Here is a 17,672-nt window from a genome sequence, read left to right on the forward strand (position 1 = left end):
AACAAATAGAATCAAGTATAAATATCTCCTCAATTTTTCACCTCTTAACACTATTTATTATTTTTTATTGCTGAATAAAATTCTGTTGCTAAATCTAAAGATTCTTTATTTTCTTCATATATCTTTTCGAACTCTTTATCACTACCAAGGAAAATATCAACTAATTCTGGATCAAAACTTTTCCCTTTATCTTTACTTATAACTTCTAAAGCCTCTTCATGTGTCAATGCATCTCTATGGAACTTTCTTTGTCTTAAAGCATCATAAACATCCACAATAGAAACAATTCTAGCTTCTAAAGGAATTTCATTACCTCTTATTCCTAACGGATAACCACTACCGTCCCATTTTTCATGATGATACCTTACGATATTCTCTGCAACAGTTCCTAATTTCAATTTTTTTACCAAGTCATACCCTATTTCTACATGCTCTTTTACTTTCTTAAACTCTTCCTCTGTTAACTTAGATGGTTTCTTTAATATTTCAGATGGTATCGCAACTTTTCCTATATCATGTAAAGATGAAAATCTCTTGATACTTTCTCTTGTTTCTTTTGGCAGATTTACTTTTTCAGATAAAAGTGTCGAATACATACCTAATCTCTTCACATGATCTCCAGTATCCTCGTCATTCAATTGATTAGCCATTTCTAGCACTTCTATCAACGAAAAACTTAGTTCTTCTGCTTTTTTTCTATTTTTTTCAGATTTAATTATTAATACTATTAAAATTATTATAAATATCACTACTGGTATTGATATTTTTAAAATCAACTTATAATTTTGTGTTACTATTGAATTTTTTAAAATATTATTATCTATTACAGTTTTATCTATCGTGAAACTTTCTAAAATAGTTTCAATTAAATTTGATAACTCTTGTTTCTCTTTACTAATTCCAAAACTAACACCAAAAGAATCATTTAATATCCCTGCAACTTTTATTTTATCATCCAAAAAGTTATTACTTATTACTCCTGTCAATATATTAAAGTATCCTACCAGATACTCTCCATCTTGATTTAATAATTTATTTAACCCCTCTTCATAAGTTTCTACTTCTTCTATTTCACTATTTTTCAAAATATTTTTTAAATATATATAACTATAATCACCTTTTAAAACTAAAATTTTAGCCCTATCTAAATCAGATAAATTCTGAATAAACCCATCTGACTTTCTATTTGCCACAGACAATTTCATTTCATAATAAGGTTTTGTATAATTTTTAGTTACTCTTCCCAAAGAGTTTTCGATAGCAATTCCCTCTATGTCATACTCTCCATCTTTCACAAAACTAAAAGGAATACCTATTATCTTTTCAATCTCTTTAACTATATTAATAGTTAATCCCTGATAATTTTGTTTCTGCTTATAATAAAACGGCAACATAAATTTATCTTTTCCCAATTTAACTCTTATCTCTTTATAGTTATCTGTTACTTTTTCATAACTCGGCGTATCTTTTAACAAATACTTATAAAACGACACTCTATTTTCAGATAAAATCTCTTGAAATTCTTCACCTGGTAATTCATCTAAACTTTTTTTCACTTTTTCATAAAGCTCAGTTAAACTCTTTTTTATAGCTATTTGTTCATTATACCTTATATTCTCTAAAAGTTTATAATCTACATCACCTAAATTTTTATCATACCAATCTTGTGCAATAAAAATCTCTATCTCACCATTCTTTAATTTTTCTAATCCTTCATCAATATTCTTAACTTCAATTTTATCTAAAGTTAAATTGCTATATCTTTCTTTCATCTCTCTAATTCCATGTTGTCCAGGAATATATCCAGCTTTCAAATATCTAGCCTCTCCTAAGTTTGACAGCATCGAATTCTTATTTGTAATAACACCTATCCTATAAATCATAGGAGTATCCAAATAATCATATTCCTTCTTCCCATCTAAAGTTTCAATAGTTCTCAACATCATGTCACTATTCTCTTTATCTAATGAAACTTCAATCTCTTTTCCTTCTAAAACTTTTTTTAACAACTCTGCGTAAACACCTTGATATTCACCCTTTTCTAAATCTTTATACAAATACATATCCGTTGTATTTGAAGGTACTGTTATTGTTAATCTCTCTTCCGAGAAACCTAAACAACTAATAAACAGCATTAAAAAAACTACTAACCTCTTCATCTATCCTCCCTCAATAAAAAAAAATAAAAAAAGCTGCAATAATCACAAAGACTATTGCAGCTGGCTGCCATTTTAAAGACCCTATAGCTTTGCGTCATAGAGTTTCCTCTACTTTGCCACTTATAAACGTTTCTTAATTATAATCATTATAATCAATACGTCCTACAAAGTCAATATTTTATATCTATTTAGAATAATTTGGTGCTTCCTTCGTTATTATAATATCATGCGGATGACTTTCTTTTAATCCTGCTCCTGTTATTTTAACAAATTTTGCATGAACTTTTAAATCTTCAACTGTTGATGTTCCACAGTATCCCATTCCAGCTCTAACTCCTCCACACATTTGGAAAACTACATCTTTTAAGCTTCCTCTATATGCAACTCTTCCTTCAATACCTTCTGGAACTAATTTCTTAGCGTCATTTTGGAAGTATCTGTCTTTCGATCCTCTTTTCATTGCTGCCATAGATCCCATTCCAACATATACTTTATACTTTCTTCCTTCATATATAATCTCTTCTCCAGGTGCTTCTGTCGTTCCTGCTAAAAGTCCACCAAGCATTACACAATCAGCTCCTGCTGCTAAAGCTTTAACCATATCTCCAGATAATTTTATTCCACCATCTGCTATAACTCCAATCCCTCTTGTTTTACAAACTTCATAAACATCATTTACTGCTGATAATTGAGGAACTCCTACTCCTGCTACAACTCTTGTTGTACAGATAGACCCTGGTCCTACTCCTACCTTAACAGCATCTACTCCTGCATCTATTAAATCTAAAGCTGCTTCTGCCGTTACTATGTTTCCACCAATTATGTTTAAAGTCGGGAAAGCTTCTCTGATTTCTTTTATTTTTGCCATAACACCTTTTGAATGTCCATGAGCCGAATCTACAGTTATAATATCTACTCCCGCATCTACTAAAGCTTTAACTCTTTCTAGAGTATCTGCTCCAACTCCTACAGCTCCTCCAACTCTTAATCTTCCTTGAGAATCTTTACAAGCCATTGGATATTCAACTAAATTATCGATGTCCTTTATTGTAATTAATCCTTTTAATTGACCTTCGTCATTTACTATTGGTAGTTTCTCTATTCTATTTTCTAATAAGATATCTTTAGCTTGCTCTAAAGTTGTTCCTACTGGAGCTGTTACTAAATTTTCTTTAGTCATTATATCACTAACTAATTGATCCATATCTTTTCTATATTTTAAATCTCTGTTTGTAATAATTCCTATTAAAGAACCATCTTGTTCAATAACTGGTAATCCAGAAATTTTATACTTTCTCATTATCTCTTCTGCGTGCCATACAGTTGAATCTTTTGTTAAAGTAACAGGATTCTTTATCATTCCGCTTTCATTTCTCTTTACTCTATCTACCTCAGCAGCTTGATCCTCTATACTCATATTTTTATGAATAAATCCTATTCCACCTTGTCTAGCTAAAGCTATTGCTAAATCTCCTTCTGTTACAGTATCCATTGCAGCACTTAGGACCGGAATATTTAATTCGATATCCTTTGTAAGTCTTGTTTTTAAACTAACTTCATGTGGTAATACCTCAGATTTTGCTGGAACTAGTAGTACATCATCAAAAGTAATCGCTTCTTTTATTATTTTTCCATTCATCATTTTTTCTATTCCCTCCAATTTTTCTGAATATTTTAAATAAAGACCTGCACTTTTTTTTAGTATTGTGCAGGTCTTTTTTTATTTATTTTCGTTATTATAGCACATTTTTGAGCCTATGTCATTTCTAAAAAACATTTTTTTGCATTTTATTTTTTTTACATCCAAATATGCTCTTTCTTTAGCTTCTTCTAATGTATTTCCGTATGCTACTACCGATAAAACCCTTCCACCATTAGTCTCTAATCTTCCATCTACTTTTCTTGTTCCCATATGGAAAACTATGGATTCTAAATTTTGAGGAATTTCAATTTCACTACCTATTGTCGATGATTTCGGGTAGTTTTCAGAAGCCATAACAACAGCCACTGTATATCTTTCATCCCACTCTAGTTTAACCTCTTTTTCATCCATTAAATCTAATATGGCTTTAACAAAGTCAGATTTCATTCTTGGAAGAATCCCTTCTGCTTCTGGATCTCCAAATCTTGCATTAAACTCGATAGTTTTAACTCCATCTTTGGTTAACATAATCCCACCAAATAGAAAACCTTTAAACGGAATTCCATCTTGTTTCATTCCAGATGCCATAGGTTTTAATATTTTTTCTAAAGTTTCATTTACAACATTCGAATCTATTTTTCCTACTGGAGAATACACACCCATTCCACCTGTATTTGGCCCTTCATCATTGTCATAAGCTCTTTTATGATCTTGAGCAACTTCTAAAGGAATTACTCTCTCTCCATTTGTTAAAGCTATAATAGAAAATTCAAAACCATCCAAATATTCCTCTATTACAACTTTATTATTAGGTATAGAGAATGCTATCTCTAAAGCCTCTATCGCTTCCTCTTTTGTAAAGGCAACTGTTACTCCTTTTCCAGCTTTCAAACCATCCTCTTTTATAACTATCGGAGCGCCTTTTTGATTAACATATGATTTTGCTAACTCTAAGCTTTCAAAAGTTTCATAAGCTCCTGTTGGAACATTATACTTTTTCATCAACTCTTTCGCAAAATCTTTACTTGATTCAATTCTTGCAGCAGCTGCAGTTGGTCCAAATATTTTAAGACCTCTTTTTTCAAACTCATCCACAACGCCTAAAGCAAGTACGCTTTCAGGACCTACTATCGTCAAATCTATATTTTCGTTTTGTGCAAATGTTGCAAGTTCATCTATATTTTCTTCAGAAATATCTACTAGTTTCCCAATCTCTTCCATTCCAACATTTCCTGGAGCTATAAATACCTCTTTAACTAGTCGACTCTCTTTTACCTTCCATGCAATCGCATGCTCTCTTCCACCTTTTCCAATTACAAGAACTTTCATAAACTCCTCCAAAAATTAATGTTTAAAATGTCTTACCCCTGTAAATACCATAGCTATTCCATGCTTATTGCACTCTTCGATAGATAACGAGTCTTTTATTGATCCTCCTGGTTGAATAATTGCTTTAATTCCAAATTTCGCAGCCATCTCTACTGTATCTGCCATTGGGAAGAATGCATCTGAAGCCATCACTGCTCCATTACACTTTTCACCACCTTGTTCTAAAGCTATTTTTGCAGCTCCAACTCTATTCATCTGTCCTGCACCAACTCCAATAGTTTGATTAGCTTTTCCAACAACTATTGCATTCGATTTCACATGTTTAACAACGTTCCAGTTAAAGATTAAATCCTCTATTTCATCTTCCGTAGGCTTTCTATCAGTAACACAAACAAGTTCATCTTTAGAGATATTTTTCTCATCAAACTCTTGAATTAATGCTCCATCCATAACAGAAGTAATTTTCTTTTTATTTATAATATTTGAATTCAACTCTAATTTCATAACTCTTATATTTTTCTTCTGAGTTATTATTTGTAAAGCTTCTTTTTCATATCCAGGTGCTATAACAATCTCTAAAAATAGTGCAGATAACTTTTCCGCTACCTCTTTTGTTATAACTGAATTAGCTGCTACAATTCCACCAAATATAGAGATTTTATCAGCTTCATAAGCCCTATTCCAAGCTACATCTATATTTTCTCCACTTCCAACTCCACAAGGATTCATATGCTTAACCGCTACTACAGTTGGCTTAGTAAACTCTTTTAAAATTTCTAAAGCTGCATTTGTATCTTGAATGTTATTATAAGATAACTCTTTCCCATGAAGTTGAACTGCATTTCCTATTGAATATCCTGCAAAACTACTTTTATAGAATCCTGCTTTTTGATGCGGATTTTCTCCATATCTTAAATCTTGAACTTTCTCATAAGTAACAGTTATACTTTCCGGAAACTCCTCTTTTACTTTTGAAGTTAGATACTCTGCTATTAAAGTATCATATGCCGATGTATGTCTGAACACTTTCGCAGCTAATCTTTCTCTCGTTTCCGCTTCTGTATCTCCCGACTTTTCAAGTTGCGCTATTACAACATCATAATCCTTTGGATCTACCACAACCGTAACTGATTTATAGTTTTTAGCAGCAGATCTCAACATGCTTGGCCCACCAATATCTATATTTTCTATTAACTCCTCGTGAGTCACTCCAACTTTTGATAATGTCTCTTTAAATGGATACAGATTAACAACAACCATATCTATCATATCTATCTTATTATCTTTTAAAGCTTTCAAATGCTCTACATTATCTCTAACGCAAAGTAAAGCTCCATGAACATTTGGATGTAACGTCTTTACTCTTCCATCCATTATCTCTGGGAAATTTGTAATATCTGATATACTTAAAGTTTTTATACCAGCCTCATCTAATGTTTTTTTAGTTCCTCCTGTTGAGATAACCTCATACCCTAACGAAACTAATTTTTTAGTAAAATCTACAATTCCAGTTTTATCAGATACACTTATTAACACACGTTTCATCTATTTATTCTCCCTTTTTAAATAACTTTGTTAAAATCATTGGATATATTCTATGCTCTACATCATGTATTGCTTTTTTCAAATCATCTAAACTCCAAGTTTCTTCTATTTTTATTCTCTCTTGATATATTATTTCCCCTGTATCAACTCCACTATCTACATAATGAATTGTCACACCCGTTTTCGTCACGCCAGCTTTAAACGCATCTCCTATCCCATCTTTGCCAGGAAATTCTGGCAAATAAGCTGGATGAATATTTATTATCTTGTTGAAAAACTCCTCTAATAATACTGGAGAGATTATTCTCATATATCCTGCAAGCACAATATATTCAACTTTTTCTTTTTTCAATATCTCAATTATCTTTTCTTCAAACTCCATTTTAGTGTTAAACTCTTTTGGATCTATAAAGTAGCAAGGTATATTTAAGGCTTTTGCTCTTTCAATTGCAAAAGCATCTTTTTTATCGACAATTAGAAGTTTAACTTCATACCCTTTACCTTCACCCGTTTTTTGAGCTTCTACTATTCTTTGGAAGTTACCCCCGTTTCCAGAAGCAAACACAGCTATATTTACCATTTAATTTCTACTCCTGATGTCTTAGCAACCTCTCCTAAAATCATAGGATTTTCCCCTAACTCTTTCAATTTAGAGATTATATTTTCTCTTTCATTTTTTGAAACTACAAATATAAATCCAACACCCATGTTAAATACATTAAACATCTCTTTTTTAGGTACCCCGCCTTTTTCCTCTAAAAATTTAAATATTTTTAGCTCATTTACATTCTTGCTATCAATCTCTACTCCTAATCCTTCAGGTATTATTCTTGGAATATTTTCATAGAATCCTCCACCTGTTATATGGCACATCCCTTTAACAGAAACTGATTTTAAAACCTCTTTTACTGTTTTTACATATATTCTTGTTGGAGTAAGTAACTCCTCTCCTAAAGATTTTTCGAATCCTTCATAAACTGTTTTCAAATCTAGATTAGCATCTTTAATTATCTTTCTAACCAAAGAGAATCCATTCGAGTGAACTCCACTAGAAGATATTCCAACTATAATATCTCCTTCTTCTATTCCCTCTCCAGTTATTAACTCTTTTTTCTCTACAGCTCCAACTGTAAATCCAGCAATATCATAATGTCCTTCGCTATACATTCCTGGCATTTCAGCTGTTTCTCCACCTATTAAGGCACACTCTGCAGCTACACATCCATCCGCTACACCTTTTACAATACTTTCAATCTGTTCAGGGTAATTTTTTCCAACCGCTATATAATCTAAAAAATATAATGGCATAGCTCCTTGAACTAAAACATCATTAACACACATAGCCACAACATCTTGTCCTATCGTATCATGTTTATCCATTTCAAAAGCTAACATCAACTTAGTTCCAACACCATCTGTTCCACTAACTAAAACTGGTTCTTTCATTCCTAGCTCAGATAAATCAAACATTCCACCAAAAGCACCCAAGCTATTTATAGCTCCTCTTACTTTTGTTCTTTCAACATGACTTTTTATTCTTCTTACTGATTCATATCCTGCTTCTAAGCTTACTCCAGCTTCCATATATTTATTACTCAATTTTATCTCCCCTATTTCTTCAAATTTTCTAATAAACTAAACATACTTGTTGGATATTTTCCTGTGAAACATGCCATACAGATGTTCTTTCCTAATCCCTCTAGCATTCCTTCATGTGATAAAAATGCTAATGAATCTGCACCTATATATTCTCCTAATTCTTTTGGTGACATTTTCGTACTTATAAGCTCATTATAAGTTGACGTGTCTACTCCATAGAAACATGGACTTATAATTGGTGATGAAGCTATCCTCATATGAACCTCTTTAGCTCCAGCTTCTTTTAATAACTTTATTATATGCTTCGATGTCGTTCCTCTAACAATTGAATCATCTACTAAAATAACCCTTTTATCTTTTACAACAGCTTCCATAGCAGAAAGTTTCATCTTTACTCCACGCTCTCTTTGGTGTTGATTTGGTTTTATAAACGTTCTACCTACATATCTATTTTTTACAAGTCCCATTTCATAAGGAATACCTGAGTAATCCGAATACCCCATAGCTGAAGATAGTGATGAATCTGGTACCCCTATTACTATATCCGCCTCTACTGGACTTTCCTTTGCTAATATGTTTCCACAGCTTCTTCTACTCGTATGAACATTTAACCCATTGATGCTACTATCCGGTCTCGAGAAATATATATATTCCATCGAACACATTTTATCCTGTGTACAATCTGTATACTGAGAGCTTTCTATTGAATCTCTAGATACTTTTAAAACTTCTCCTGGATTTAATCCTCTTATATATTCAGCTCCTACAATTTCAAATGCTGAGCTTTCAGAACTAAATACATATCCATTTTCTAATTTCCCCATCGATAATGGTCTAAATCCATTTTTATCTCTTATCACATAAAGATTTTCATTGTTCATTATAAGGAACGAGAATGCACCCTCTAATTTTGGTAATGCTTTTAGTATTTTTTCGTGGAAATCCCCCACTTCTCTTTGAATAAGGTGCCCTATTATTTCACTGTCCGAAGTTGTATGGAAAATGCTTCCCATAGCTTCTAATTGCATTTTCAACTCTTTTGCATTTACAATATTTCCATTGTGTGCAATAACAAAATCGCCAGTATGAGAACGAACAAGTATTGGTTGAACATTTTCTATTCCTCCTCCTCCTGTTGTAGCATATCTTACATGTCCTATTGACATATCACCTGGTAGTTTTGCTATTCTTTCACTGTTAAAAACTTCAGTTACCAGCCCTTCACCTTTTTCTCTAATTATATTTTCTCCATCAGAGGAAGCTATACCAGCTCCCTCCTGACCTCTATGTTGCAACGAGTGTAGTCCATAGTATGTTAATTGTGCTGCATCCTCTACATTAAATACTCCGAACACTCCACACTCTTCATTTATTTTTCCACTTAAAAAATACTCTATCTCTTTTATCATTTTTACCCCACTATTTTATTTAATCTTGCTAAAACTTCTTGATAAGCCTCTTCTACATCTCCTAAATCTCTTCTGAATCTATCCTTATCTAACTTTTTTCTAGTTTCTTTATCCCAAAGTCTGCAACAATCAGGAGAAATTTCATCAGCTAAGATTATATTTCCTTCTGAATCTCTTCCAAACTCAATTTTGAAATCAACTAATTCAATTCCTATTTTATCAAATAGATCTTTCAGAAGTTCATTTATCTTTTTAGTTTGAGAATAGATTGATTCTAACTCAGGTTTAGTCGCAAGTCCAAGTGCCATAGCGTGATAATCATTTATCATTGGATCACCTAACTCATCTTTTTTATAACAAATTTCGAATATAGGAGTTTCTAAAACTAATCCCTCTTCCATTTTAAATAGTTTTGCTGTTGAGCCAGCTAATGTATTTCTTACAATCACTTCTAATGGAACTATATTAACCTTTTTACAAAGTTGTGCTCTCTCTGATAAGTTTTCTATAAGATGAGTTTCTACTCCATTCTTTTTTAAATAATCATAAATTATTGTTGTAATTTGACTATTTAATATCCCTTTATTTTGTATTTGACCTTTCTTTAAATTATTAAAAGCTGTTGCGTCATCCTTATAATAAATAATAACTTCATTAGGATTTTCTGTTCTATAAACTTTTTTTGCTTTTCCTTCATATAACTTATTTGCTTCTACTAATAACATCTGGTCACTCTCCCACTTTAAATATTTATTTTTTAATTTTTTATTTTTTAAAATAGTTAACTCCATTGCTAAATAAATCTTGCATTTTATTTCCTGATATATTCTTTAATAATCCATTTTCATATCTCTCTGAATGTCCCATTTTCCCTAAGATTCTTCCACACTTTGAAACAATTCCTTCGATTGCATATGTTGATCCATTCAGATTGTATTCTTTATCCATTGTTATATTTCCATTTTCATCACAGTATTGAGTAATTACTTGCCCATTTCTAAATAACTCTTCTGCAAACTCTTTTGTAACTACAAACTTTCCCTCTCCATGTGATACTGGTATGTTATGAGTTTCTCCAACAGTAAATGAACTCATCCAAGGAGAATTATTTGAAACTATTTTTGTGCTTACAACTCTTGATATATGTCTGTTTATATCATTTCTAAATAGAGTAGGTGAATTTTCATTAACGCTATCCACATCTCCATAAGGTAATAATCCAGATTTTATCAACGCTTGGAATCCATTACAAATTCCTAAAATCAATCCATCATTAGCTAAAAACTCTTTCATACTGTTTTTAATTTTAGGGTTTTGAAGTATGTTTGCTATAAACTTTCCAGATCCATCTGGTTCATCTCCAGCACTAAATCCACCCGGAATCATAAATATTTGTGCTGTCTTCATCTTTTCAGAAAGTGTTTCTATACTTTCCTTGATTTCATTTACACCCAAATTATTGAATACATATATCTCTACTTCAGCTCCTGCTCTTTCGAACGCCTTCTTCGTATCATACTCACAGTTTGTTCCTGGGAAAACAGTCACTAACACTTTTGGTTTATCGTATAATTTTTTAGCCTTGAAAAGCTCTTCTGTTTTAAATTGTTTTTCAATTACTTCACCAGAACTTTCAACATTGTATGGATATATCTTTCCATATCTTTCTTCCCATGTAACTATCAAGCTATCAATACAGAATTTCTCTCCGGCTAATTCTACTGTTTTCTCTTCTACAGTTTCTCCTATACAAACTCCAAACTCTAACTTTTCATTAGATTCAACTATTATATCTCCAGGCATTAAATCGAATAATCCTTCTGTCATTTCGATTTTTGCTCCAATTTTATTTCCAAAACTCATTTTAATAACCGCTTCTGCTATTCCACCAAACTTTATTGTTGAAGCTGACTCAATCTTTCCTGCTTTTATAGCAGATTCAATCATTTCAAAGTTTTGTTTTATTTTAACAAAGTTTGGAACGTCTCCTGCTAATCTTTCACTTTTTATTAAATAGATTTCATTTCCTGCCTTCTTAAACTCTGGAGATATAATATGTTTTACATTCTCAGTTGTAACTGCAAATGATATCAATGTTGGTGGGACATCTAAATCTTTAAACGTTCCACTCATACTATCTTTTCCTCCAATAGCAGGTGTTTCGAATTCTAATTGTGCTTCAATTCCACCTAACAAAGCCGCAAATGGTTTCCCCCATCTAGTTGAATCTTTACCTAATCTTTCAAAATATTCTTGGAATGAAAGTCTCGCTTTTTTATAACTTCCTCCCATTGCAACAATTCTTGCTAATGATTCAATTACAGCATATTGAGCTCCTAAATATGGTGAGTATTCTGACACTAAAGGATTATATCCATAAGTCATTATAGAGCAAGTATTTGTAACCCCTTCTGTTGGAAGTTTTTGAACGCTTCCTTCAGATTCTGTCAATTGATACTTCCCTCCAAAAGGCATTAAAACAGTACTTCTTCCTATAGAAGCATCAAACATCTCAACCATTCCTCTTTGAGAAGAAACATTCATATCATTTAAAACTTCAGCTACTTTTTCTTTAATATCCAAAGTACTCTTTTTTATGAATGGATTCTCTTTAGATGATGGTATTACTTTTACCTCTTGGCTTTGTCTAACTCCGTTCGTATCTAAGAACTCTCTAGATAAATCTACAAGCGTTTCATCTTTATATTTAACTACTAATCTTTCCTCTTCTGTAACTACGGCAACTAGCGCTGACTCTAAGTTTTCAGCTTTAACTAACTCTTGGAATCTTTGGGCATCTTTTGCTTCTACAACTACAGCCATTCTCTCTTGAGATTCAGATATTGCTAACTCAGTTCCATTAAGTCCTAAATATTTAACTGGTACTGTGTCTAAGTTTATCTCTACTCCTCTTGCAATCTCTCCTATTGCAACACTCACTCCACCTGCACCAAAGTCATTTGATTTTTTTATCAATTTAGTAACCTCTGGGTTTCTAAATAGTCTTTGAATTCTTCTTTCTACAGGCGCATTACCTTTTTGAACTTCAGACGAACATTTTGTTAGTGATGTTTCATTATGTTCTTTTGACGATCCTGTCGCTCCTCCGACTCCATCTCTTCCTGTTTTTCCACCAATTAAAATAACTATATCTCCTGGTACTGGACTCTCTCTTCTTACATATTCTTTTTTTACAGCTCCAACTACAGCTCCAACTTCCATTCTTTTAGCTTTATATCCATTGTGATAAATCTCTTTTACAAATGTTGTTGTCAGTCCTATTTGGTTTCCATATGATGAGTATCCATGAGCTGCTCCTTTAGATATCTTTTCTTGAGGTAATTTATTTGGTAAAGTATTTTCAACTCCCTCTGTTATATCTCCAGCTCCAGTTATTCTCATTGCTTGATAAACATATGCTCTTCCTGATAAAGGATCTCTAATAGCTCCTCCTACACAAGTACTAGCTCCTCCAAAAGGTTCTATCTCTGTTGGGTGATTGTGAGTCTCATTTTTAAACATTAGTAACCACTTTTCTGTTATTCCATCCACATCTACATCTACTTCTACACTGCAAGCATTTATCTCTTCTGATTCCTCTAAATCATCCAATTTCCCAACTTTTCTTAAGTATCTTCCACCTATAGTTGCCATATCCATTAAAGTTAGAGGTTTAGATTCTCTCCCCAACTCTCTTCTTAAGTTTAAATATCCTTCAAAAGCATTTTGAATATTTTCAGTTAATTCTCCGCATTCTATTTTTACATCTTTTAAGTATGTTTCAAAAGTTGTATGTCTACAGTGATCTGACCAATAAGTATCTAAAACTTTAATTTCTGTTTCCTTTGGATCTCTTTTCTCTTCATTTCTAAAATAATTTTGAATATGTTGCAAATCTTCTAACGTCATTGCTAATCCATGTTCATTTAAAAAAGCTTCTAACTCTTCTACTTTTTTATCTATAAATCCGTTATAAGTTGGAACTGGATCAATATCTATATTCTCTTCTAATACTAGAGTATCTAGATTTTTCTCTCTTGTTTCAATTGGATTTATCAAATATTCTCTAACTTTTTCAAAACTATTTATCTCTCCATGGAACACTAATAATCTACCACTTTTAATTTGAACACCAGCTTTATTATTTAAAAGCATTAAACATTGCTCTGCTGAATCAGCTCTTTGATCATATTGCCCTGGTAAAAATTCTGTTGCTAAATATCTTTTCCCTTCTAAATTAACATCCTCATATACATCATCTGTCACAGGCTCTGATAAAACTTTATTTTTTAAAAGCTCTAAATCCTCATCTGTACAGTTAAAAATATCATAAACGTTGTATAAATCTATTCTATCGATATTTCCTTCTTTTAAATTTTCTAGAAGTTCATTTTTAACACCTAAACTTTCTACTTGAAACCCATCTTTTTTCTTAACAAATACTCTTTTATTCATTGATCCTCCCTAAAATGAATTAGCTTTCTCTATTAACTTATCTATGTTTTCTCCGCAATAATTTATATGTCCCATCTTTCTATCCTGTTTCCACTCTGTTTTTCCATAAATATGCAGTTTTGTATTTTCATCCAATACTATTTTATCTACCTTCTCTCTATCTTCACCCATTATATTCAACATCACAACCGGTGTTAATAGTTTTACTTCCGGTAGTTTCTCACCTAAAACCCCTAATAGGTGAATATCAAATTGAGAATAGTTACAAGCATCCAGTGTATAATGAGCACTGTTATGAGGTCTTGGGGCCATTTCATTGAAATATACCTCGTCCCCTTCTATGAAATATTCAATTCCTAGTGGTCCATAAATTTCTAACTTTTCAACAATTCGTTTCGATAGTTCCTCTATTTCCTTTTGAAGATTTTCTGATATTCTTGCCGGAACTATTGTTTTATTTAGAATTCCATTTTTGTGTATATTTTCGCCTACTGGAAATGTAACAACATCTCCTGTTATTCCCCTAACAACTAAGCATGAAACTTCTTTTTGAAAGTTTACCATCTTTTCTAAAATATACTCTACATTTTTCCAATCTACACTATTCAGATCCTCTTCATTTTGTATTTTCCACTGACCCTTTCCATCATATCCCCCTGAACAAGTTTTAAGAATACAAGGTCCCCCAATTTTTGTCAAAGCTTCTTTAGCTGTTTCAAGATTTTTTACAGCTACAAAGTCTGCTGTTCTAACTCCGATTTCGTTAACTGCTGACTTTTCTCTTACTCTATGTTGACTTAGATACAATGGTCTCTCACCCTGAGGAACATTTCCTCCATTTCTTTTTAAAAAATTTATAACCTCACTCGGAACATTTTCAAACTCATAAGTTATAACATCCGCTTCCTCACAAAGTTTCTTTAAAGCGATTTCATCATTATATTCAGCTATAATATGCTCATCCGCTCCAAATCTTCCACACGAATCTGAACTCGGGTCTAATATTACTGTTTCATACCCCATCTTTTTTCCCGAGTCACAAAGCATTTTAGCTAATTGTCCCCCACCTAAGATTCCAACTGTTCTAGATTTTTTCATCTAAAATCATCCTTTCCATATTCTCTCTATAACTCGTCACTTTTTTAGCTAACTCGCTATCTTTTATTGATAATATTTTAACTGCCAACAATCCTGCATTTTTAGCTCCTCCAATAGCTACTGTGGCTACTGGCACTCCTCCTGGCATTTGAACTATTGATAACAGAGAATCTATTCCCTTTAAAGTCTTACTTTCAATAGGTACTCCAATAACTGGTAAATCCGTTAAACTTGCAACCATTCCCGGAAGATGTGCCGCTCCACCTGCTCCAGCAACAATTACCTCTATCCCTCTACTTTTAGCTTCCTTAGCATACGTGAACATTAACTCTGGAGTTCTATGAGCTGATACTATTTTTACCTCATGTTCAACTTCAAACTCTTTTAATATATTCACACATTCGTTCATTGTAGGTAAGTCTGATTTACTTCCCATTATTACACCTATTTTCACTCTTTTTCCTCCCTAAAGTTTAAAAATAAAAAACGCACATTACTAAAAAGGTTACAACTATCCCTTTTCAATAATCTGCGTTTTTACACACTTATTCCATTTATTTTGCATTATATTTTTTATATGTTTTTGTTTCTGATTTTTCTTTAATTTTAGCACTTTAATAAACTCCCCTTATTTTATTTTGGGGTCAACAAAAAAAGTCCATAAAAAAAGGAAATTACACTGTAATTTCCTACAAGATTGAATTTTAAATATATCAAAAAAACATATATCAAAAATCTATCCTTGTAGTCCGCCAATTTACGGTGGCAGGTAGAGACTTGTTGACCTTATTTCAACTATTATACAAGCTTTAATTTATTTTTGTTTTTTAATACTTTTCCTGATTTAATACTAACACACTGTTCGTTTTTTTTCAACCATTATTTTCACAATAAAAAAAGTTCTCTGAATTTTACTTCAGAGAACCATTGATTTTACTATGCTTTCTTATTGAAAAACTTTCTTCTTATTCCTTCTATGAACTCTTCGACAATAATGTATAAAACTGGAATTACAACCAGAGTCAGTATCGTTGAGAATGATAGTCCGAATATAACAGCAATTGACATTCCTGAATAAAGTTCTGCTCCTTCTCCAAATCCTAAAGCTAGCGGTATCATACCACAAACTGTTGTCATTGTTGTCATCAGAATTGGTCTAAGTCTTGTTTTACAAGATTCTCTAACCGCATCGTTCAACTCATGACCTCTTTCTCTTAGAATCTTAATAAAGTCAATAAGTACTATCGCGTTATTAACAACGGTACCGGCAAGCATTATTATTCCAATCATTACCATCATATCAAATGGTGAGTTAGTAAGTAATAATCCACCATAAACTCCAATCATCGCTAACGGTACTGATGCTAGAATAATTCCTGGTAATAAGAAGTTCTCAAATTGTGATGCTAGAATTGCATAGATTAAGAATATAGATATTCCTAGAGCCATTCCCATCTGTACAATCGCTTCGTTAAACATTTGAGACATTCCACCCCAAGAGTAAGAAACTCCTTTTGGTGGGTTAGTACTTTCAAACGCATTTACTATTTCACTTTGAACTTTACTTAATCCTATTCCACCATCATTTGCTGATACTGAAACATAGAATATTTTATCTGTTTTTGTGATCTCCGATGCTCCTTCTGCCATTACAACATCAGCTACATCAGAAACTTTTATAAATTTACCATCAGCACTTCTAACATTAAGTTCCTCTAACGTTGAAACTTTTGTTCTGGCATCTTTTGGTAATCTAATTAAAACATCTATCTCTTCTGTTCCTGTTTTTACAGATAGAGTTTGTCCTGTTGATCTATTTCCACCTAAGAATGAGTAGCTTATTGTTCTTCCAATATCAAACGGACTAATTCCATAAGCTCTTAATTTATCTCTATTTAATACAACTCTTGCTTCAACATTTCCAGCTTCTATACTAGATGTTATATCTATTATTCCTGGATTTTTACTTATTTTTTCTTGTACCTGTCTTGCTATGTTTTCAGCTATATCAAGTGAATCAGAAGAGATTCTAAATTCAACATCTCTGTCTCCACTACCTGATTGATAATCGTCTTTCAAGTTAAATTTAATTCCAGGAATTTTAGATAACTCCGGTCTTAAACTATCCATAACTTCAAATATACTCGTATCTCTATCTGTTTTAGGCCCAATATCAACGTTAATTATTCCTGTTCCCGTTTTTACTAAAGTTATATAAGTTTTTGTTAGGCTATTATTTTTTACTATCTCTACAGCTTGCTCTGTTATCTCTTCAGCTCTTTCAACTGACAATCCCTTTTCAAGTTCTAGCACAACAGCGTATCTTCCATAGTCTTGCTTTGGAATAAACTCTGTTCTAGTAAACATAGGTCCTACTATCATCATTCCTATAAATGTTAAGAACGCTAATGCAACTGTTTTCTTTCTATTTGAAAT

General features: G+C 32.2%; 12 protein-coding genes and 2 riboswitches. All 12 genes read right to left on the reverse strand.

From position 1 onward, the window contains the following. Window positions 1-50: 50 nt before the first annotated feature. Window positions 51-2,159, reverse strand: coding sequence for an HD domain-containing phosphohydrolase (locus L988_RS11685; RefSeq protein ID WP_047384471.1), 2,109 nt, complete (start codon window positions 2,157-2,159; stop codon window positions 51-53). Window positions 2,160-2,211: 52 nt separating this feature from the next. Further along, window positions 2,212-2,287, reverse strand: a riboswitch (cyclic di-GMP riboswitch). A gap of 56 nt (window positions 2,288-2,343) precedes the next feature. Then, window positions 2,344-3,801, reverse strand: a complete 1,458-nt coding sequence (gene guaB, locus L988_RS11690; protein ID WP_197053378.1) for an IMP dehydrogenase — start codon at window positions 3,799-3,801, stop codon at window positions 2,344-2,346. A 78-nt stretch (window positions 3,802-3,879) separates the two neighbouring features. Then, the gene (gene purD / locus L988_RS11695; protein WP_047384473.1) at window positions 3,880-5,130 is read right to left on the reverse strand and encodes a phosphoribosylamine--glycine ligase; all 1,251 of its coding nucleotides are present in this window, start codon (window positions 5,128-5,130) and stop codon (window positions 3,880-3,882) included. A gap of 15 nt (window positions 5,131-5,145) precedes the next feature. Beyond that, window positions 5,146-6,675 (reverse strand): bifunctional phosphoribosylaminoimidazolecarboxamide formyltransferase/IMP cyclohydrolase, encoded by a 1,530-nt coding sequence (gene purH, locus L988_RS11700; RefSeq protein ID WP_047384475.1) that lies wholly within the window; start codon window positions 6,673-6,675, stop codon window positions 5,146-5,148. A 4-nt stretch (window positions 6,676-6,679) separates the two neighbouring features. Next, on the reverse strand, window positions 6,680-7,255 hold the full coding sequence (purN, locus tag L988_RS11705) for a phosphoribosylglycinamide formyltransferase (RefSeq protein WP_047384477.1): 576 nt from the start codon (window positions 7,253-7,255) through the stop codon (window positions 6,680-6,682). Next, entirely contained in the window at window positions 7,249-8,280 is a 1,032-nt protein-coding gene (gene purM / locus L988_RS11710; RefSeq protein ID WP_366089501.1) for a phosphoribosylformylglycinamidine cyclo-ligase, read from the reverse strand. Before purM ends, purN begins: the two co-directional genes overlap by 7 nt. Before the next feature lie 5 nt (window positions 8,281-8,285). Beyond that, window positions 8,286-9,683, reverse strand: a complete 1,398-nt coding sequence (gene purF, locus L988_RS11715; protein ID WP_047384481.1) for an amidophosphoribosyltransferase — start codon at window positions 9,681-9,683, stop codon at window positions 8,286-8,288. Window positions 9,684-9,685: 2 nt separating this feature from the next. Beyond that, window positions 9,686-10,408: a phosphoribosylaminoimidazolesuccinocarboxamide synthase gene (gene purC / locus L988_RS11720; protein WP_047384489.1), complete on the reverse strand. Its 723-nt coding sequence runs from the start codon at window positions 10,406-10,408 to the stop codon at window positions 9,686-9,688. A gap of 40 nt (window positions 10,409-10,448) precedes the next feature. After that, window positions 10,449-14,138: a phosphoribosylformylglycinamidine synthase gene (locus tag L988_RS11725; protein ID WP_047384483.1), complete on the reverse strand. Its 3,690-nt coding sequence runs from the start codon at window positions 14,136-14,138 to the stop codon at window positions 10,449-10,451. A gap of 9 nt (window positions 14,139-14,147) precedes the next feature. Then, entirely contained in the window at window positions 14,148-15,236 is a 1,089-nt protein-coding gene (gene purK / locus L988_RS11730; protein WP_047384485.1) for a 5-(carboxyamino)imidazole ribonucleotide synthase, read from the reverse strand. Next, window positions 15,223-15,690: a 5-(carboxyamino)imidazole ribonucleotide mutase gene (gene purE / locus L988_RS11735; protein ID WP_255359945.1), complete on the reverse strand. Its 468-nt coding sequence runs from the start codon at window positions 15,688-15,690 to the stop codon at window positions 15,223-15,225. Before purE ends, purK begins: the two co-directional genes overlap by 14 nt. Window positions 15,691-15,961: 271 nt before the next feature. Beyond that, a riboswitch (purine riboswitch) is annotated at window positions 15,962-16,062 on the reverse strand. 110 nt (window positions 16,063-16,172) lie between these two features. Then, the coding region (locus L988_RS11740) for an efflux RND transporter permease subunit (RefSeq protein WP_047384486.1) at window positions 16,173-17,672 on the reverse strand (1,500 nt) is incomplete at its 5' end.

It is taken from the genome of Cetobacterium sp. ZWU0022, from assembly GCF_000800875.1.
In the GTDB taxonomy this organism is placed as follows: Bacteria; Fusobacteriota; Fusobacteriia; order Fusobacteriales; family Fusobacteriaceae; genus Cetobacterium_A.